The 19,106-nt window shown below is 72.8% G+C and carries 18 protein-coding genes; 6 read left to right on the forward strand and 12 right to left on the reverse strand.

The genetic code is table 11. The annotated features are described in order from the left end of the window. Positions 1-56: 56 nt before the first annotated feature. Entirely contained in the window at positions 57-1,001 is a 945-nt protein-coding gene (locus ACFV4N_RS25115) for a D-alanine--D-alanine ligase family protein (protein ID WP_499675043.1), read from the reverse strand. 15 nt (positions 1,002-1,016) lie between these two features. Continuing rightward, positions 1,017-2,333, reverse strand: coding sequence for an aminotransferase-like domain-containing protein (locus tag ACFV4N_RS25120; protein ID WP_499675044.1), 1,317 nt, complete (start codon positions 2,331-2,333; stop codon positions 1,017-1,019). 144 nt (positions 2,334-2,477) lie between these two features. On the opposite strand from ACFV4N_RS25120, the gene ACFV4N_RS25125 reads away from it, so the two are divergent. The 3 genes from ACFV4N_RS25125 (at position 2,478) to ACFV4N_RS25135 (ending at position 4,206) form a co-directional block, all read left to right on the forward strand. Further along, positions 2,478-3,107 (forward strand): GNAT family N-acetyltransferase, encoded by a 630-nt coding sequence (locus ACFV4N_RS25125; RefSeq protein ID WP_499675045.1) that lies wholly within the window; start codon positions 2,478-2,480, stop codon positions 3,105-3,107. A gap of 72 nt (positions 3,108-3,179) precedes the next feature. Beyond that, complete coding sequence (locus ACFV4N_RS25130) at positions 3,180-3,932, forward strand: ArsR/SmtB family transcription factor (RefSeq protein WP_499675046.1); 753 nt, start codon at positions 3,180-3,182, stop codon at positions 3,930-3,932. A gap of 49 nt (positions 3,933-3,981) precedes the next feature. Further along, positions 3,982-4,206 (forward strand): hypothetical protein, encoded by a 225-nt coding sequence (locus tag ACFV4N_RS25135; RefSeq protein ID WP_499675047.1) that lies wholly within the window; start codon positions 3,982-3,984, stop codon positions 4,204-4,206. Between the two features lie 159 nt (positions 4,207-4,365). Here ACFV4N_RS25135 and ACFV4N_RS25140 read toward each other — a convergent pair whose 3' ends face one another. The 9 genes from ACFV4N_RS25140 to ACFV4N_RS25180 form a co-directional block, all read right to left on the reverse strand. Further along, on the reverse strand, positions 4,366-5,514 hold the full coding sequence (locus ACFV4N_RS25140) for an N-acetylmuramoyl-L-alanine amidase (protein ID WP_499675048.1): 1,149 nt from the start codon (positions 5,512-5,514) through the stop codon (positions 4,366-4,368). Positions 5,515-5,687: 173 nt separating this feature from the next. Then, positions 5,688-6,014, reverse strand: coding sequence for a thioredoxin (gene trxA, locus ACFV4N_RS25145; protein ID WP_499675049.1), 327 nt, complete (start codon positions 6,012-6,014; stop codon positions 5,688-5,690). Positions 6,015-6,043: 29 nt separating this feature from the next. Beyond that, positions 6,044-7,036 (reverse strand): thioredoxin-disulfide reductase, encoded by a 993-nt coding sequence (gene trxB, locus ACFV4N_RS25150; protein ID WP_499675050.1) that lies wholly within the window; start codon positions 7,034-7,036, stop codon positions 6,044-6,046. A gap of 103 nt (positions 7,037-7,139) precedes the next feature. Continuing rightward, the gene (locus ACFV4N_RS25155; protein ID WP_499675051.1) at positions 7,140-7,922 is read right to left on the reverse strand and encodes an RsmA family anti-sigma factor; all 783 of its coding nucleotides are present in this window, start codon (positions 7,920-7,922) and stop codon (positions 7,140-7,142) included. Then, the gene (sigM, locus tag ACFV4N_RS25160; protein ID WP_499675052.1) at positions 7,919-8,536 is read right to left on the reverse strand and encodes an RNA polymerase sigma factor SigM; all 618 of its coding nucleotides are present in this window, start codon (positions 8,534-8,536) and stop codon (positions 7,919-7,921) included. Before sigM ends, ACFV4N_RS25155 begins: the two co-directional genes overlap by 4 nt. Positions 8,537-8,646: 110 nt before the next feature. Further along, on the reverse strand, positions 8,647-10,176 hold the full coding sequence (locus ACFV4N_RS25165) for a protein kinase family protein (protein WP_499675053.1): 1,530 nt from the start codon (positions 10,174-10,176) through the stop codon (positions 8,647-8,649). Between the two features lie 37 nt (positions 10,177-10,213). Then, on the reverse strand, positions 10,214-11,836 hold the full coding sequence (murJ, locus tag ACFV4N_RS25170; RefSeq protein ID WP_499675054.1) for a murein biosynthesis integral membrane protein MurJ: 1,623 nt from the start codon (positions 11,834-11,836) through the stop codon (positions 10,214-10,216). Between the two features lie 11 nt (positions 11,837-11,847). Then, positions 11,848-14,157 carry a DUF6049 family protein gene (locus ACFV4N_RS25175; RefSeq protein WP_499675055.1) on the reverse strand — a complete coding sequence of 770 codons (2,310 nt, stop codon included), beginning with the start codon at positions 14,155-14,157 and terminating at the stop codon, positions 11,848-11,850. Beyond that, positions 14,154-14,732 (reverse strand): NUDIX hydrolase, encoded by a 579-nt coding sequence (locus ACFV4N_RS25180; RefSeq protein ID WP_499675056.1) that lies wholly within the window; start codon positions 14,730-14,732, stop codon positions 14,154-14,156. The genes ACFV4N_RS25175 and ACFV4N_RS25180 overlap by 4 nt, the downstream gene beginning before the upstream one ends. Positions 14,733-14,992: 260 nt before the next feature. On the opposite strand from ACFV4N_RS25180, the gene ACFV4N_RS25185 reads away from it, so the two are divergent. Both ACFV4N_RS25185 and ACFV4N_RS25190 read left to right on the forward strand, forming a co-directional pair. Further along, complete coding sequence (locus ACFV4N_RS25185; RefSeq protein WP_499675057.1) at positions 14,993-16,462, forward strand: CCA tRNA nucleotidyltransferase; 1,470 nt, start codon at positions 14,993-14,995, stop codon at positions 16,460-16,462. A gap of 123 nt (positions 16,463-16,585) precedes the next feature. After that, the gene (locus tag ACFV4N_RS25190) at positions 16,586-16,807 is read left to right on the forward strand and encodes a helix-turn-helix domain-containing protein (RefSeq protein ID WP_499675058.1); all 222 of its coding nucleotides are present in this window, start codon (positions 16,586-16,588) and stop codon (positions 16,805-16,807) included. Positions 16,808-16,811: 4 nt separating this feature from the next. Here ACFV4N_RS25190 and ACFV4N_RS25195 read toward each other — a convergent pair whose 3' ends face one another. Next, positions 16,812-18,128, reverse strand: a complete 1,317-nt coding sequence (locus tag ACFV4N_RS25195) for an MFS transporter (RefSeq protein WP_499675059.1) — start codon at positions 18,126-18,128, stop codon at positions 16,812-16,814. Between the two features lie 316 nt (positions 18,129-18,444). On the opposite strand from ACFV4N_RS25195, the gene ACFV4N_RS25200 reads away from it, so the two are divergent. Next, a complete protein-coding gene (locus tag ACFV4N_RS25200) occupies positions 18,445-19,017 on the forward strand; it encodes a YqgE/AlgH family protein (protein ID WP_499675060.1) in 573 nt (190 codons plus the stop codon). Positions 19,018-19,106 lie beyond the last annotated feature (89 nt).

Here is a 19,106-nt window from a genome sequence, read left to right on the forward strand (position 1 = left end):
CGAATGGACACGGGCCGTCCATTCGGACACGGGCCGCAATCGTCATTCCGGGACCGTCAGCGCGTCACCGCGCGCTCCACCAGACCGGCGTAGATCTCGCCGAGCGACTTGCCCGCGGCCTCCACCGCCATCGGCAGCAGCGAGGTTTCGGTCAGGCCGGGCGAGACGTTCACCTCCAGGAAGTGGACGGTGCCGTCCGGGGCCACGACCGCGTCCGTCCGCGACACGTCGCGCAGACCCAGCAGCCGGTGCGCCGACACCGCCAGCTCCCCCACCGCCTGGGCGGTCTTCTCGTCCAGCCGCGCCGGCGCGTGGAAGTCGGTCAGGCCCGCCGTGTACCGGGCGGTGTAGTCGTAGACGCCGCTCTCCGGCACGATCTCCACCGGCGGCAGGGCGTAGGGCCCGTCCGGGCCGTCCACCACCGCGACGGCCACCTCGACGCCCTCCACGTACCGCTCGGCCAGCACCGTGTCGCCGTAGGCGAGGCAACCGACCATCGCGGCGGGCAGCTCGGCGGCGTCCCGCACCACCCGGGCGCCCAGCGCGGACCCGCCCTGGTCGGGCTTGAGCATCAGCGGCAGCCCGAGCCGGTCGACCATCGCGTCCAGCACGGGCTGCGCGCCCAGCTCCCGGAACGTCGCGTGCGGCAGCACGGCCCACTCCGGCGTGGCGAGGCCCGCGCGGGCCAGCTCGCCCTTGGCGGTCGGCTTGTCCCACGCCCGTCGGCACGCGCGCGAGTCCGTGCCGACGAACGGCACGCCGACCAGCTCCAGGATCGTCTGCACCGACCCGTTCTCGCCCTCGCCGCCGTGCAGCGCCACGACCACGGCGTCCGGCCGGTGCTCCTGCAACCGGGTGAGCAACTGCGCGTCGGCGTCCCACTCCTCCACGACCAGGCCGACCGAGCGCAGGGCCGCGGAGAGCCTGCGACCGGACCGCAGGGACACCTCCCGCTCGTGCGAAAGGCCACCGGACAGCACTGCGACCCAGCGGTTGGACAACGTCTCTTCTCCTGATCAGGCGGTGTCGGGCGAAGGGGTCTGGGGACCCTGGACGGCCCGGCCCACGGTCGGGCCGAACGTCTCGCGCAGCTCCATCTCGTCCTTGATGACGTTCGCCAGCCGCCGGACGCCCTCGCGGATGCGCTCGGGGGTCGGGTAGCAGTACGAGATGCGGAGCTGGCGGCTGCCCAGGCCGTCGGCGTAGAAGCCGGTGCCCGACGCGTACGCGACGCGTTGGGTGACGGCCCGCGGCAGCATGGCCTTGGTGTCGATGCCCTCGGGCACGGTGACCCACACGTAGAACCCGCCCGTGGGCTTGTTCCACGTGGAACCAACCGGCATGTGCTGCTCCAACGCGGAGATGGCCGCGTCGCGCCGCTCCCGGTAGGCCTCGCGGTAGGTCTTGATCTGGCCCTTCCAGTCGTGCGTGGCCAGGTACCGCGACACGATCATCTGGTTGAGCGTGGGCGGGCACAGCGTGGCCGACTCGGCCGCGAGCACCAGCTTCTCGCGCACGGCGTGCGGCGCGAGCACCCAGCCGACCCGCAGGCCGGCGGCGAAGGTCTTGGAGAACGAGCCGAGGTAGACCACGTTGTCCGGGTCGGTCGACCGCAGCGCCGGGTAGGTGGTGCCGTCGAAGCCGAGCAGGCCGTACGGGTTGTCCTCGACCACCAGGATGCCGTGCGAGCGGCAGATCTCCAGAATCTCCGCCCGGCGCTGGACGGCGAGCGTCACGCCGGCGGGGTTGTGGAAGTTCGGGATCGTGTAGAGGAACTTGACGCGCCGACCGGTCCGCTCGACCGCCGCGACGGCCTCGCGCAGGTTCTCCGGCACCAGGCCGTCCGCGTCCATGGCCACGTGCACGACCTGGGCCTGGTAGGCGGCGAAGGAGCCGAGCGCGCCCACATACGACGGGCCCTCGGCCAGCACCACGTCACCCGGGTCGCAGAAGATCCGGGTGACCATGTCCAGGCCCATCTGGGAGCCCACGGTGACCACGACGTCGTCCGGGTGGGCGTTGATGCCCTCCAGCGCCATGACGTCGCAGATCTGCTCGCGCAGCTCGGGCACGCCGTGCGCGCTGCCGTACTGGAGGGCGACGAGGCCGTCGGTGGCGATCAGGTCGCCGATCTCGGCGCTCAGCGAGTCGAGCGGGAGCGCTGCCAGGTGGGGCATCCCCCCCGCCAGGGACACCACCTCTGGCCGGCTCGCCACCGCGAACAGCGCCCGGATCTCCGATGCCGTCATGCCCGCCGTCCGTGCCGCGTACCGGCGCAGATGGGGGTCGAGGCTTCTGGCACCCTGCTTCGGGGGCTGTCCGGGTAGGTTCACGGGGAACTCCGTTGGGTGGATTTACCGGCGGGTATGTTCCCGCCCGAGTGTAACGGCCGTCCCGTTCGGGGCATCTGCCTTCCCGGCCGGGGTCACATCCACATATCCTCATGAGGGGTTGTGCTTCAGGGGCTGGAGGTCGGGGTGTCGCGTCGGGTCGTGGGCGTCACCTTGGACAACCTGGAGCACCTGTCCAAGCACAGCCGGACCTGCGTGTTCTGGGAGCTGGCGCCCCACCTGAAGGAGCAGGCCGAGGAGTTCGGCGACACCGAGTTCGAGAAAGAGGCCTGGGTCTCCAGCGTCCTGCTCGAGTGGGGCTCGTGCGGTCGGATCATCTACTGCGACGGGATTCCCGCCGGCTCGGTGTTCTACGCACCCCCCGCGGCCGTGCCCCGCTCGCTCGCCTTCCCCACCTCCCCCGCCAGCCCCGACGCGGTGCTGATGACCGGCCTGGAGGTGCTGCCCGAGTTCCGCGGCGGCGGCCTCGGCCGGGTGCTGGTGCAGAACGTGGCCAAGGACCTGACCCGGCGCGGCGTGAAGGCGATCGAGGCGTTCGGCGACAACCGGCCCGACGACGGCCCGAGCTGCGTGACGCCCGCCGACTTCCTGCTCCAGGTGGGCTTCAAGACCGTGCGGCCCCACCCCCGCTGGCCGCGGCTGCGGCTGGAGCTGCGCAGCGCGTCCTCGTGGAAGGAAGACGTCGAGGCGGCGCTGGAGCGGCTACTCGGCTCCGTGACGGTGTCGACCGCCGAACCGAGCTTCCGCCCCGCCTGACGAACCCGGTTCCACCTGCGGTTCCCCTTCCGCGCGTTGACATGCAGGTATTTACCTGCATAACCTGCCGTCGTGGACAAGGTCTTCAAAGCCCTGGCCGACGAGACCCGCCGCCACCTGCTCGACCGCCTGCGCGAGGAGAACGGGCAGACGCTGGGTGAGCTGTGCTCCCGGCTCGGGATGGCCAGGCAGTCGGTCACCCAGCACCTGGCCGTGCTGGAGGCCGCGAACCTCGTCAGCACCGTGCGGCGCGGGCGGGAGAAGTTGCACTACCTCAACCCGGTGCCCCTGCACGAGGTGCAGGAGCGGTGGATCGACCGGTTCGAGCGGCCCCGGCTGCGGCTGCTCGGCGACGTGAAGCGACGCGCGGAGGCGAGCGTGAAACCGAGTTTCGTGTACGTGACCTACATCGAGAGCACGCCGGAGGCGGTCTGGGAGGCGCTGACCGACGCCGACGTCTCGGCGGAGTACTGGGGGCACCGCAACACCGCCGCCGAGTGGGCGCCGGGCGCGAGGTGGGCCCACCGCCGCGCCGACGGCTCGGGCGTGGACGACGGCGTCGGCGAGGTGGTCGAGGCCGACCCGCCCCACCGGCTGGTGCTCACGTGGGGCGAGGCGGAGGGCGACCCGAGGGCCTCCACCGTCGCGTTCACCATCGAGCGGCACGGCGCCACCGTGCGGCTCACGGTCGAGCACACCGACCTGGCCGACCAGGCGGAGCTGGAGGCGGTGTCGGGCGGCTGGCCCGCAGTGCTGTCCAACCTGAAGTCGCTGCTGGAGACCGGGCGCGTGCTGTCGACCACGCCCTGGGAGGCCGGTGCGTGACCCACCTGGCGGACTTCGCGCCGCCGCGTCCTCAATAAGATCGACTTCCGTGGACACCGGGGCGGAGATCCAGCGCGAAGTGCTCGCGGAGGTCGAGGGGCGGCGCGACTTCCAGCGGATCCAGCGGATGCTGGAGGACTGGCAGGGCCGGGGCGTCCCGGCCGAGCGCCTGGCCGACGAGCTGACCGACCTCATGCTGGACCTGAGGGCCCAGAACCGGGCGGACGACGAGGACGCGGTGGGCCGGGTCCTCGACACCCTCAGCGGCTGGTGAGCGCCGCGTAGCGGCTCTCAGGGCCGGGAAGGGCGGGCTGGGAAGGGCCCGCGGGGGTCGGGAGGCAGGCCGGGGACGTCCGAACGGCCCTGGAGGCCCGGACGCCCCCGTCAGGGTCGTGCGGGCCCGGCTCGCCCACCCGGGCGAGCCGGGAGGGCCTCAGCGCGCCTGGCCGAACGCCACCTCGTGCCGCACCAGGTCGTCCAGGGTGAACGTGCCCGTGGGCTGGTCGTCCTTGCCCAGCAGGTACAGCCGTTTCACCGCGACCAGGATGCCCTCGGCCACCACGTCCCGGAACGACGGGTTCGCCAGCCGCTGCCGGTCGCCCGCGTTGGTCAGGTAGCCGACCTCGATGCGGACCGCCGTGCAGCGGGTCATCCGCAGCATGTCCCACGTCTTGGGGTGCGTGCCGCAGTCCGGCAGGCCGGTCCGGGCCACGATCTCGCGCTGGATGAACCCGGCCAGCGCCTCGCCGACGGTGGACGTGGTGCCCGCGCCGGTGGTGGTGCCGAAGTGGAAGGTCGCCACGCCGGACGCCAGGGGCGAGCGGTTGGCGTCGACGTGCAGGGACAGGATGAGGTCGGCGCCCGCCTCGTTGGCGAACCGGGCCCGCTCGCCCTCGTCCGGGTTGTTGCGCGGACCCCGCGTGAGCAGGGCCTCCATGCCGGTGGCGGCCATCTTGCCCTCCAGCAGCCTGGCCAGGTCCAGCACCAGGTCCGCCTCGGACACGCCGTCGACCACGACACCGCGGTCCTCGCCGCCGTGGCCCGGGTCGATGATGATGCGCTTGCCCGACAGCCGCGGCCCGGCCCGCCGGACGTGCTCCTGCTCGCGCAGGAACACCGGCCGGCCGCCGCGCACCTTGGGCTGGAGCTGGCGCAGCGCGCGCACGGTGTCCGGCCCGCACATGCCGTCGGAGATGAGGCCGTAGTCGCGCTGGAAGTTCTTCAGGGCCTGCTCGGTCTGCTGGCCGAACTCGCCGTTCGGGCGACCCGCGTCGTAGCCCAGCTCCAGCAGCCGTTCCTGGAGGGCGAACACGTCGTCGCCGGTCACCGGCTGCGCCATCAGGTACGCGAGCGGGCGGTCACCGAGGCGGTAGGTCGCGTCGCGCAGCGCGCGGTAGGTGGCCGGGCCGACGATGCCGTCGGTGATGAGACCCCGCTGCTGCTGGAACGCTCGCACGGCGTGCTCGACCGGGAGGTCGAACACCTGCGACGGCTGCGGATCGGACAACAGGCCGAGCTTGGTCAGCGTGGCCCTGACCTCGGCGACGTCCGGTCCGAAATCCCCGCGGCGGAGTAGCGGCATGCACCCCTCGCTCAACTAGGCGCCGACGAGCCGTCGACGCGGAACTTGACGCCTTATTGTGCCTTGCTCCACCGCTGCCCACTCGCGGGGCTACTACGTGTGGTTGTTGCTCCACGAACGAGTGACCCGTCCCTCTTCGGGGGAAGGGGGACGGGTCACTCGAACAGGGTGCCTCAGAGCACGTCGGCCAGGTCGTTGAGCAGCGCGGCCTTCGGCTTGGCGCCCACGATCTGCTTCACCGGCCGGCCACCCTGGAACAGGATCATGGTGGGCACGGACATGATCTGGTAGTCGCGGGCGATCGACGGGTTGGCGTCGATGTCGAGCTTCGCCACGGTGATCTTCTCGGAGTGCTCGGCGGCGATCTCCTCCAGGACCGGGGCGACCATCTTGCACGGACCGCACCAGGTCGCCCAGAAGTCGACCAGAACTGGCTTCTCGCTGGTCAGCACGTCCTCGGTGAAGGTCTGCGCGGACGTGACCACGGTGGAGCCTGCCATCTTGATGTTCTCCTCTTGGGCGTGGGGGTTCAGCTGGTGGAGACGGGTTCGCCGTAGCCGCCGCCGACGTGCTCGGCGGTGACCGCGGCCTCCGACTCACCGTGCTCGGCGAGCCAGCGCTCCGCGTCGATCGCGGCGGAGCAGCCCGAGCCGGCGGCGGTGATCGCCTGGCGGTAGGTGTGGTCGACGAGGTCGCCCGCGGCGAACACCCCGTCCACGTTCGTGTGGGTCGTGCGGCCCTGGACCTGGACGTAGCCCTCGCCGTCCAGCTCGACCTGGCCCTTGACCAGGGAGCTGCGCGGGTCGTGGCCGATGGCGACGAAGAACCCGGTGAACGGGTGCTCGGTCACCTCGCCCGTGCGGGTGTCGCGGACCTTCAGGCCGGACACCGAGTTCTCGCCCAGCACCTCGACGACCTCGGCGTTGAGCAGCCACTTGATCTTCTCGTTCGCCCGCGCGCGCTCCAGCATGATCTTGGAGGCGCGGAAGTCCTCGCGGCGGTGGACGATCGTGACCGACCGGGCGAACTTGGTGAGGAAGGTGGCCTCCTCCATCGCCGAGTCGCCGCCGCCGACCACGGCGATGTCCTGGTCGCGGAAGAAGAAGCCGTCGCAGGTGGCGCACGCCGACACGCCGCGGCCGAGCAGCTCCTGCTCGCCGGGCACGTTCAGGTAGCGGGCCGCCGCGCCCATGGCCAGCACGACCGCGCGCGCCGCGTAGCGCTTGCCGTTCGCCGTGACGTGCTTGACCGGGCCGTCCAGCTCCAGGCCCTCGACGTCCTCGGCGCGCAGCTCGGCGCCGAAGCGCTTGGCCTGCTCGCGCATCTGCTCCATGAGGTCGGGGCCCATGATGCCGTCGCGGAAGCCCGGGTAGTTCTCGACCTCGGTGGTGGTCATCAGCGCCCCGCCGTACTGGGAGCCCTCGAACACCAGCGGTTCGAGCTGGGCGCGCGCCGCGTAGACCGCCGCGGTGTACCCGGCGGGCCCCGATCCGACGATGATCAGGTTCCGAACGTCCGACACCCTCGACCTCCGTAAGTCGTCCCCGGACCGGGGCCACCCGGTCCGGCTCTTCGCTCAACGGATCGTAGGGCGCGGTAATTCCGGCCCGGTCGGGTGAGCTGGACTACGGCTCGATGGTGCTGTTGGCGAGCACGCCGTCGGGGTTGTCCGGCCCGCACGTGTCGGGGTCGAGGACCACGATCCGGTACGCGCCGGGCGCGCCGCCGGGCAGGATCGCCATCACGGCCGGCTTCTCGTCCAGCGTGATGGGGCTGACGCCGAGCGGCTTGCCCGCGGTGATGCCCGCGCCGGCCAGGCACCCGGCCAACTGCTCCTGGTTCTCCAGCGGGCCGTAGTTCTGGGCCTTGAGCACGTCGCCGAACACCGGCCCGAAGTTCTCGCCCCGCACCGCCAGCCGTGGCTCGTCGCCCGGCGCGGCGCTGGCCGTGACCGGGGTGTCCGAGGGCGTGGAGCCGGCCACGTTGTCGGTGGTGGCGCTGTTGTTCCCCGGCACCGCCACCAGGGCGATGCCGACCGCGGCGGCGGCCGCCACGAGGATGCCCGCGCCCATGCCCAGGCGCTTGTTGCGCTTGGCGCGGGCCGCGGCGAGGTCTACCACCGGCGCGACCGGGCGGTCCCGCTCGGCGGCCAGGCGGGCCTCCTCGGCGAGCGCCGCGTCGATCCGCTCGGCCACCTCGCGGGGCATCGGGATCGGCGGCGCGTCGCGCAGGTCACGCAGGTCGTCGAGGGTCGCGTCGAGCGCGGCCAGGATCGCCCTGGCCTCCGGGTCCTCGGCGACCAGCGGCCGCAGCTCGGCCTCGGTCCGGGGGTCCAGGACGCCGGCGTGCAGGTCGGCCAGCAGGTCGACGGACCACGGCGGCCCCGAACGCCGCGCATTGCCGGTCATCGTTCCTCCCACTGACGTCCCTGTTGCACCTGCACATCGTTCCCTGGGACGTTCGCATCTGCACCCTGGTTCCGGAGGTGCCCCAGAACTTTGGCCAGCTTCGCCCGCCCGCGGGCGCAGCGGGACTTCACCGTGCCCTCCGCGATGCCCAGCATCCGGGCGGTCTCCGCCACCGAGTACCCCTCCACGTCCACCAACACGATGGGGGCGCGCTGTTCTTCCGGGAGCTCGTTCAGGGCGTCCCGCACGATCAGCCGGGTCTCCCGCTCGGCCATCGCGTCGCGCGGCGCGACCGGCTCGCCGGGCCCGGCCTCGGGCAGCGGCACGGTCGGCTTGGTTTGTCGCCTGCGCATCCGGTCGAGGCAGGCGTTCACGACTATTCGGTGGAGCCACGTGGTGACCTGCGACTCGGCCCGGAAGCTGCCCGCGGCCCGGAAGGCGGAGATGAACGCCTCCTGCAACGCGTCGGCCGCTTCCTCGGGGTCGCGCAGGGTGCGCAGGGCGACGGCCCACATGCGGTCCCGGTGCCTGCGCACCAGCTCCGAGAAGGCGTGCGGGTCACCGGCGGCGTGCGCCGCGATCAGGGCTGCGTCCGAGCTGGCTGCGGCGGTCACGCGAAAGAGGGTATCGGTGAGGTCCGACACCAGGGCGATCACCCGTGCGGTGCAGCGCGTTCTCGCCGGCGGGACCGTGAACGGCCGGTGGCCCCGGGGTGGCCCGGGGGCTACTGGGCCCGCGTGTAGACCAGCTCCGCGACTTCCGACTTGTTGTTCCGCCCGCTGCCCGCCAGCTTCGTCACCCACACGAGGACGTACTGGGTCGGGTCGTGGTCGTTCAGCTGGATCTGGGTCTGCCCCGACGACAGGGTCGCGGTGCCGATGACCTTCGTCTCCTCCAGCGGCGCGTTCTGCGCGCCGGCCACCCGGATCTCCACCACCGTGCCCTCGCTGGGCGAGGTGACCGTGATCGACGCCAGCTTCACCGGCTCGGCGAAGCCCGCCATCAGCCCGATCCCCGGCTTGAGCGCCGGGAACGGCTGGAAGTAGTTCTCGGTCTGCCACACCGTGGTCGGGTTGCCGTCGGCGGCGCGGCTGGCCCGGTTGGCGTTGTCCGGCTGGTTGGTCACGTCGTAGACGCCGAGCGACGAGGGCTGCACGGGACCCGCCGGCTGCGGCGCGGGCGGCGCGGGCTGGCCGCTCTGCCCCGGCTCGTTCGACTGCCCGATCACCACGGTCGGCCCGCCGCCACCGGTCGGCTCGTCGCTGAAGAAGTTCACGATCTGGAAGCTCAGCCAGGCGATCACGCCGAGCGTGGCCACCGCCAGCACGGCCACGCTGATCGCCAGCTTGCGCTTCTGGTCCTTGTTGCGCACCGGACGCTGCGTGGTCCACACCGCGCCGTCGTCCGCGTCGCCCTCGGGCACCCGGTCGATCAGCGCGGTCTGCGCCTCCGACGAGGAGATCTGGTCGAGCACCTGGAGGATCGCCGCGCTGGTCCGGATGCCGCCGACGCTGGTGTCCTCCAGGCTGCGCACCGCCACCGACGACAGCTCGTGCGGCACCTGCGGGCGGATCGCGCTCGGCGCGAGCACCGACCCGTCCGGCCCGGTCGGCGCCACCGGCACGCCCTCGGGACCGCCCGGCAGCGCCCACCTGCCGGTGAGCAGCAGGTACAGGATCGCGCCGAGGCCCTTCACGTCGTCGCGCGCGATGGCGTCCGGTCGCGGGCCGGGGAACGCCAGCCGCAGCCTGCCGTCCGGTGTCACCCGGATGCGCTGCGGGTGGTCGGCGCCCAGCACCAGGCCCGCGTGGTGCGCGCCCTCGATCGCCGCGCCGAGCGGTTCCAGCAGCCTGGTCGCCGCGCCCGCCTGGAGCGGGCCCTTGGCGACCAGCTCCACCAGGTCCGAGCCCCGGGTCCACTCGGCCACGACGATGCCGAGGATGCCGTCGCCGAGCTGGAGGCCGGCGCCGGGGATCAGCACGTCGATCACCCGGGCGACACCGGGGTGCGTGAAGCTGGCCGCGTGCATCGCGCGCTCGGTGATCCGCTTGGCCCGCGCCACCGCGGCGTGGTCGGCCGGGTTGCCCACCAGGACCGTCAGCGCCACGTCCCGGTTGAGCTGGCCGTCGCGCGCCCGCCACAGGTGCGCGTCGCACCGGCGGTCCACACCGGACGGCTCCAGCAGCCGGTAGCGGCCGCCGCCGATCACCCCGCCGGGCACCAGCGAGGTGTTCTGGATCGGGCCGCTGCTCACGGGCCCGAGAGTACGGGAACGGGGCGCGTCGCAACGGTCACCGACGACCCACCAAACGACTGATCTTGTCCAGGGCGGGCTTCACCTCGGGCACCCTGAACAGCGCCAGCAGCGCGAAGCTGAGCGGCAGGCCCACGACGCCCTGGATCACGAGCTCCACCCAAGCGCCCGTCACACGGGATTCGATTCCCAGTCCTTGGACGGCCAGCCAGGCGAGACCGGTGGCCGCGCCGAACGCGATCGCCGACGCCACGACCGTGAGGCAGATGGTCCACGCCGTGTAGCCGGTGCGCAGCCGGCCCAGCCTGACCCGCAGCCACACCTGGCCCACCAGCGCGCCCACCACGAAGCTCAGCGACATCGCGACCGACACGCCGACGGCGAGCTTGTCCGGCGGCGAGAACTCCAGGAACGCGTACAGCAGCGCGATCCGCGCCACCACGATGATCCCCTGGATGACCGTCGGCGTCCGGGCGTCCTTCAACGCGTAGAACACGCGCAGTTGGAGCAGCGTGATCGCGTACGGGACCAGGCCGAACGCCGACAGCGCCAGCGCCGTGCCGATCGCCTCGCCGCCCTCGACGCCCGACTGGCCGTGCGCGAACACCGCCAGGCCGATCGACACGCCCGACACCGTCAGCAGCGCGCTGAACGGCATCAGCAGGATCGACGACATCCGGTTGCCGAACGACAGGTCGCCGACCAGCGCGCCCGTGTCGTTCGCCGCCGCAGCGCGGCTCATCCGCGGCATCAGCGCGGTCAGCAGCGACACGCCCAGCACGCCGTAAGGCACCTGGGCGATCAGCCACTGCATGTTGTAGACGGTGATCGCGCCCTTGTCGTTCGTCGCGACGCGGGTCAGCACGACCATGCTCACGAACCCCAGCGCCACGTACAGCAGCACCCAGAACGCCAGCCCGCCGAACTCGGCCAGCCTGCGGTCCCACCCCCAGCGCCAGCGGAACCGGAACCCGGTCCGCCGCATCGCGGGCACCAGGACCAGCGCCTGGAGCGCCACGCCCGCCATCGTGCCCAGGCCCAGGACCAGCAGCTTCGGCTGCCCCATCTCGACCGGGTCGAGCGAGATCTCCCCCGGCATCGCCCAGTAGACGGCCAGCGTGATGATCACCACGACGTTGTTCAGCACCGGCGCCCAGGTGGGCAGGCCGAACACGTGCCGGGTGTTGAGGATCGCGCCCAGCAGCGCGGACAGGCCGTAGAACACGATGCCCGGCAGCACCAGGTAGGCGAACGCGGTGACCAGCGCCGGGTTGGCGTCCGAGGCGGGGTCGATGAACAGCGCGGTCAGCAGCGGCGCGCAGGCGATCGCGATGAGGGTGCCGACGCCCAGCACCACCGCCGCCATGGTGATCAGCCACTGCGCGTACGACTCGCCGCCGTCGCCGTCCTCCTTCTCGGCGCGCACCAGCAGCGGGATGGCCACGCTGGTCAGCACGCCGCCCAGGAGCAGCTCGTTGATCATCGTGGGCAGCGTGGTGGCGACCTGGTAGGAGTCGTTGAGCACGTTGATGCCGACGACCGAGACCAGCAGCAGCTTGGACAGCAGTCCCGAGGCGCGGCTGACGATCGTGGCGATGGCCATGGAGCCGCCGGCACGTGCCAGCGACGGCGCGTTCTGCTGCTGTTCCTGCTGGGTCACCGTTGTTCCGCTCAACTCGCGCTCGACTTCTCCGGCGTGACGCCACTGGCGTCGTCGGGCACCCGCACGGAGGCCGCCCGCGCCGCCCGCACCCGCCGGTAGATGCGCCGGGCGGACAGCAGGACGAGCGCGGCGCCCGCCAAGCCGGTGATGACTACCGTGATCGTCCCGTACACCGAGGACGACACCTCCAACCGGGCCCGTTCACCCAGTTCGACGCCGCTGGCCGTGACCAGCCGCACGTGCACCGGGAACCGCCCGGACCGCTGCACCTCCACCTGCACCGGCACCAGCCGGTCGCCGCGCGCGGGCAGCTCGTAGACCTGCTCGTCCCGGGGGTCGATGCCCGGCGTGTCCTCGATCACCACCCGCACGGTCACCCGCACGTCCAGCCGGTTCTTCACCGACAGCGGGATCGGGCTGTCACCGGAGCCGAGCAGGATCGGGCTGTTCGGCTCGGTCACCGTGACCTGGCCCAGCAGCCCGTTCACCTGCTCGCGGGCGAGGCCCAGCGAGGTGCGCGCGCCCGCCTCGTCGCCGCGCCACGCCCCGGACGCGGTGCGCAGCAGGTCCAGCCGCAGCGGGTCGAGCAGGTCGTCGGGCTCGGCGGAGGCCGCGTCCTGCTGGCTCATCGAGTCGGACAGCAGCCGCACCTGGTCCCACGACGCGGCCACCTCGGCGGTCACCGCGGGCGGCACCTCGCGCGCGCCCGCCTCGACCGGGTAGCTGAGCGCGGCCGTCTGCTCGGGCATGCCCGCGAGCAGCCCGCTCAACCCCAACGGCGTGGCGAAACCGCTGCTGACCAGCGACTCCGTGGTGCGGATGAGGGTGTCCACCTCGCCGGCCGGCGCGTTCCACCGGCGCGGCGGCGCGAGCACCACGTGCTGCCCGGCGCCCTGGAACGCGGTCCGGAAGGTCAGCGCGGCCAGCGCGTTCTGCACCGACACCGGCCGGGTCTCGGTCGGCGTGGTCACGCCCGCCACCGGCCGGGTCGTCGCCGGGGCCCGGAGCGCGTCGGACACCATGCCGTCGATGCGCACGACCTTGACCGGCTCGCCCTCGCCGACCTTGTCGCCGCTCCCCTCGGCGGCGCCGTCGTCCGCGGTGCCGCCCGCGCCCTCACCCGCGTCGAGCCGGACCGGCCCGGTGCCGGGCGTGCCCGCCACCGCCGACTGGTCGAGCACCAGCGACGTGACGCCGCCCGCGACCAGGTCGGCCAGGGTCTGCTGGTCGAGCACGCCGTCCTCGGGCCAGGTCAGGCCCTCGGTGGGCTGCACCTCCAGCACCTCGCGCACGACCCGGGCGCCGTCCAGCGCCAGCCGGACCGGGTCGGTGAGCCGGGCGCGGGACAGCGCGACCACGTCGGCGCCCGCGTCCGGCAGCGCGATCACGCACCGGCCGCTCGCCGACAGCTTCAGCTGCGACAGCCACAGCTCGGCCTCGCCCTCGCCGCGGCCCTCGCCCTGGCCGCGCACCTGGTAGCCCTCGGCCATCGCGGCGACCGTGCGCAGCAGGTCCGGGTCGACGGCCAGGCACACGCCCTGCCCCAGCGGGCCGTTCAGCGCCGCCTGGTAGCCCTTGAGCAGGCCCCACAGGCGGCCGCCCATGGCGATGGAGCCGGCCAGCTCGTCGTCGGTGAGCACGGTCGGGTTCACCGAGGCGATCCGCGGCCGGTCGGCCAGCGGCCACAGCACGGTGACCTTGGCCGGGTCCGCGGGCGGGGTGGGCGCGGTGCCGCCGGGCACCGACAGGACCGGCAGCAGCGTGCTCAGCGCGGCCAACCGGGCCCGGCCGCCGAAGTCGGGGGTGCCGTTGATGTTGGCCAGGATCGGGTAGATGCCGGGCTCCTCGACCTGGAGCGACGTCCGGCCGGCGCCGCGCAGCGGCACGGTCAGCTCGAACGGCTTGGACTCGTCGCGCTCCAGGCGGTCCGCGATCCGCGTGAACGCGGGCTGCACGTACTCCGCGTCGGCGGGCTCCCGCAGCGCCTCGCGGACCTCGGCCTCGTCGGTCAGCGCCTCGCCGCGCTCCAGGCGCAGCTCGATGTCCTCGATGAACCGGTCGCCGACGTTGACGACCTTGCCCCGGATGGTGATCGACTCCGTGCCCGCCGTGACCACCCGCGGGTTCAGCTCCTCCACGTCCAGGCGCAGGTAGACCTGCGACTGCTGGCCGGGCTGGTTGGCCATCGCGCGGGTGGCCCACACCTGGGTGGCGGGCGCGGGCCGGACGGGCAGCCTGCCCTCCTGTGGCGCCGCGTGCGCCGGGGAGGTGACCAAGACCAACCCGGCCACCGCGAGTGCGGCCAGCAGCCGTTTCACGCCGACTCCGCTCCGTCCGTCCGGTACCCGGTCGCGCGGTACCCCGTGTTCTGGAACCCGGTGCCGTCGTACCGGGTGTTGTCGTGCTCGGAGATCAGCTCGGCGGCGCGGCGCACCAGCCGGCGCTCGTCCGCGTAGGCGAGCCGCTCGTCCAGTTCGCCAAGGGGCACCCACGCCACCTCGGTGACCTCCACGTCTTCGTCGGACAGCTCACCGCCCAGCGCCTCCAGCAGGAAGTGGTGGACGGTCTTGTGCACCCGCCGGTCCTCGGCGACGAACCAGTAGTCGATCGAGCCGAGCGGCCGGAGCACCCTGCTATGAATACCGGTTTCCTCGGCGACCTCTCGCACCGCGGTCTGCTCGGCGGTCTCACCGGCCTCGATGTGGCCCTTCGGCAGCGACCAGAGGAGGCGCCCGCGCCGGTCCAGCCGGCCGATGACGGCGGCCGCGCGCCGCTCGAAGTCCAGCACCAGCCCGCCCGCCGAGGTCTCGTCGACGGTCTTCAGCCGACGGCCCCGGCGCCGGTTCCGGCGCCTCGGCTTGGGACCGCCGGAGCGACCGGACGACTGGGGCATGGTCCCGATCGTAATGCGGACCAGCGATTACTGGACGTGGCGGTCAAGTTGCGTTGGGTGTTCGCGGAGTCGGCGGGGCGGCGGACGACCGGCCCCGGTGAGGCGGGGGCGACGCGCTCGGCGTCACCGCGGGCGATGTGCCGGGCGGCGTGCGGGGCGATCCGCCGGGTGACGTGCCGGGCGGCGGCCCGCGGCGGCGCGGCCACCACCCGCCCGAACTCGTTCGGGCCGGGACCGCGCGCCCAGTACCCTGGCTCCCCGTGTCCGGATCGAACGTCCCCACCGCACCCGGCCCGACCGGGCAGGACAATGCCGTGGTGGAACAGCTGAGCGCCTCCCCCGTCGTCGAAGAGCTGGCCGCCCGCTTCGACGCGGCCGGCCACCGCCTCTACCTGGTGGGCGGCAGCGTGCGGGACGCCGTGCTCGGGCGCCTGTCCGGCGACCTCGACTTCACCACCGACGCCCGGCCCGACCGGATCACCGCCCTGCTCAAGGGCTGGGCCGAGGCCACCTGGGACACCGGCATCGCGTTCGGCACGGTCGGCGCGAGCAAGCACGGCCGGACCGTCGAGATCACCACGTTCCGCGCCGACACCTACGACGGCGTCAGCCGCAACCCCGAGGTGACCTTCGGCGACACCATCGAGGGCGACCTGGTCCGCCGCGACTTCACCGTCAACGCCATGGCGTACGACGTGGTCAACCGCGTGCTCATCGACCCGACCGACGGGCGGGGCGCGCTGCGCGACCGCATCCTGGACACGCCGGCCACCCCGCAGGAGTCGTTCTCCGACGACCCGCTGCGGATGCTGCGCGCCGCCCGCTTCGTCTCCCAGCTGGGCTTCCGCCTGGCGCCGCGCGTCCGCGAGGCCATGACCGCCATGGCCGGCGAGCTGGGCCGCATCACCGCCGAGCGCGTCCAGGTCGAGCTGTCCAAGCTGCTCACCGGCGACCACCCGCGCGCGGGCATCGAGGTCGTGGTCGACACCAAGCTCGCGGACGTGGTGCTGCCCGAGCTGCCCGCCATGCGGCTGGAGATCGACGAGCACCACCAGCACAAGGACGTCTACCAGCACTCCCTGGTGGTGCTGGAGCAGGCCGTCGACCTGGAGGACGGGCCCGAGCCGGACCTCGTGCTGCGCCTCGCGGCCCTGCTGCACGACATCGGCAAGCCGGACACCCGGCGGTTCGAGGAGGGCGGCGGCGTCTCGTTCCACCACCACGAGGTGGTCGGCGCGAAGATGGCCCGCAAGCGCTTGCGCGCCCTCAAGTACTCCAAGGAGATCACCGAGGACGTCGCCCAGCTGGTGTACCTCCACCTGCGCTTCCACGGCTACGGCACCGGCGAGTGGACCGACTCGGCGGTGCGCCGGTACGTGACCGACGCGGGCCCGCTGCTGTCGCGCCTGCACAAGCTCGTCCGGGCCGACTGCACCACCCGCAACAAGCGCAAGGCCAACGCGCTCCAGCGCACCTACGACGACCTGGAGCGCCGCATCGAGCGGATCGCCGCCGAGGAGGACCTCAAGCGCGTCCGGCCCGACCTCGACGGCAACGAGATCATGCGGCTGCTCGGCCTGCCGCCCGGTCCGCTGGTCGGCAAGGCGTGGAAGTTCCTCAAGGAGCTGCGCCTCGACCGGGGCCCGCTCGACCACGACGAGGCCGTCGCGGAGCTGCTCGCGTGGGCCCGGGCGGAGGGCGTGGAGCCGCCAACCGGTTGCCCGGAGTGACCTATCCGGGTCTTTCCCCTTGGCTAGTGACAGCCCGTTGCGACACCATGACTGTGTGCGTCAGACACGCACTGGGGGTGGTGTCGCGTGAACGCTTGGGGATTGTCCGAGGGGGGCGCCCGGGTGCAGGGGTTGGAAACGCTGACCGATCGGCAGCGGGCGGTGCTGCGGTGCCTGGCCCGCGGCCTGGCCGATCACGAGATAGCGCGGGTGCTGGCGATCAGCCAGATCCAGGTGGGGGTGGTGGTGACCGAGATCCTGAGAGCGCTGAACCTGCGCGACCGGATGGCGGCGGTGGTCTACGCCCACGAAACGGGCATGATCCGCCTGCCGCTGCCGCGCTGAATGATCAGGACCGCGTCTCTTGTTCCGCCGAGGGGATCCGCTTGACCAGCAGCAGGTAGCCGACGAGGCCGAGCAGGTACGCCACCGTCGCGGCGACCACCAGGCCGGCCGACCGGCCGTCCAGGGGCACCACGGTCGCCGCGGCGGTGACGGCGGCCACCTGCATGACGTTGAACAGCGTGTCGTACAGGGCGAACACCCGGCCGCGGACCTCGTCGCCGATGTCGCCCTGCACGGCCGCGTCCACGCACAGCTTCACGACCTGGCCCGCGAAGGTGAGCAGGAACGACGCGGCCAGCGTGGTCGGCAGCAGCATCGGCAGGCCCAGGCCCAGCTGGGTGACCGCGGCGAGCAGCAGCGCGGCGCACACCGCGCCGCGCCGGCCCAGCAGGTCCACCGCGCGGTCGGTGACCAGGCCCGCGAGCAGGATGCCCGCGCCACCCGCGACGGCGACCTCGCCCAGCCCGGCCAAGCCCGCCTTGAACGGGCCGAAGTCGGTGAAGGTGTGGCGCATCAGCAGCAGCGTGAGCAGCAGCGACGCGCCGAACGCGGCCCGGTGCGCCAGCAGCGCGAGCAGCGCCGCCGCCACGGTCGGCGTCCGCCAGACCGCCCGCGCGCCGTCCAGCAGGCCCCTGGCCACCGCGGTGGCCGTGCGGCTGGGCTCGACCACCTCGTCGGGACCGAGGGCCGCGGGCCGGAAGCGGGACGCCAGCCACGCCGCCAGCAGCGAGCCCACCAGGGCGAACGCCGTGGTCGACGCCGAACCGCCGTCACCCGCGCCGAACAGGCCGCGCAGCGCGACCGCGCAGCCCGCGCCCACCACGGCGGACAGCGCGCCGAGCGTGGCGGCGAACGCGTTGGCCTCGACCAGGTGGTCCTCGTGGACCACGTGCGGCAGGGACGCGGACAGGCCCGACCCGACGAACCGGCTCACGCCGGTGACCAGCAGCGCCGACGCGTACAGCGGCACGCCGTCCAGCCCGAGGGCGACGGCGGCGGCGGTGAGCACGACGAACAGGCCGCGGGTGAGGTTCGCCACCACCAGCACCCGGCGGCGGTCCCACCGGTCCAGCAGGGCGCCGGCGAACGGGCCGACCACCGAGTACGGGAGCAGCAGCACGGCGAACCCGGCGGCCACGGCGAGCGGGTCGGCGTGGCGCTCGGGGTTGAACAGCACCGCGCCCGCGAGACCCGCCTGGAACAGGCCGTCACCCCACTGGGCCGCCAGCCGGGAGGCCAGCAGCCCGCGGAAGTCCGCTGCGGCGAGGAGCTTCCGGATGCCGAGGTGGTGCTTCGCCGCGGTGGTCCCGGCCGTGGTCACGAGTTTGAGCCTATGCCTCTCGTCGCCTGGTCCCGGTGAACCGCGGGCCCGGTGCCCGCCGTCCCGGCGGTCGGTGGCGCACGACTGCCGGGAAGACCACGAAGGCCGGACCCGTGCGGGTCCGGCCCCCCGGCGCCAGACGCCCGGTCGCCTCTCGGCGCTTCGCGCTACGCGGCTCCAGCCGGACGGTATTCCGCGGAGGCGGTTTTGAGTGGGCCCGGGGGACTCGATGGCGCCTGGCAGGTCGTACAACGACAACGGTAACCCGGAATGTTCCCCGCCGAGAGCCCCGCGGCCCATCTGGGATCATGCAAGCGTGCGCCCTGATGTCGACGTCGAACCGGGTTCCCTGCTGGTCGCGGCACCGAGCCTGACCGACTCGAACTTCCGCCGCACGGTGGTCTACATCATCGACCACCGGGAAGGGGGAACCCTCGGCGTCGTGCTGAACCGGCCGAGCGAGGTGGCGGTCCACGACGTGCTGCCCGCGTGGGGACCCCACGTGACCAGGCCGCAAGCCGTCTACATCGGCGGCCCGGTGCAGCAGAAGACGGCGCTGTGCCTCGCGGCCATGCGCACCGGCGAGAACCTGAGTTCACTCGAAGGCGTGGTTGGCGTGCACGGACCGGTGGCGCTGGTCGACCTGGACGCGGACCCGGACGCCCTCGCGCCGAAGGTGCGCGGCCTGCGCGTGTTCGTCGGCTACTCGGGCTGGAGCGAGGGGCAGCTCGCGGGCGAGATCTCGCGCGGCGACTGGATCGTGGTCAAGGGCCTGCCGGACGACGTCCTCACCCCGCCCAACGTCGACCTCTGGGGCCGGGTCCTCCGCCGCCAGGGCCTGCCCAACGCCCTCCTGGCCACCTTCCCGACCGACATCCGCCGCAACTGACCAGCGCGAGTCGTACGCCCGGGACGCGCGAGTCGTACGCCCAGGACCCCCGAGTTCAGCGTTCGGGACCCGGGCGAGGGGTCGTGAGC

It is taken from the genome of Actinosynnema sp. NPDC059797, assembly GCF_042732085.1.
Lineage (GTDB): Bacteria > Actinomycetota > Actinomycetes > Mycobacteriales > Pseudonocardiaceae > Actinosynnema.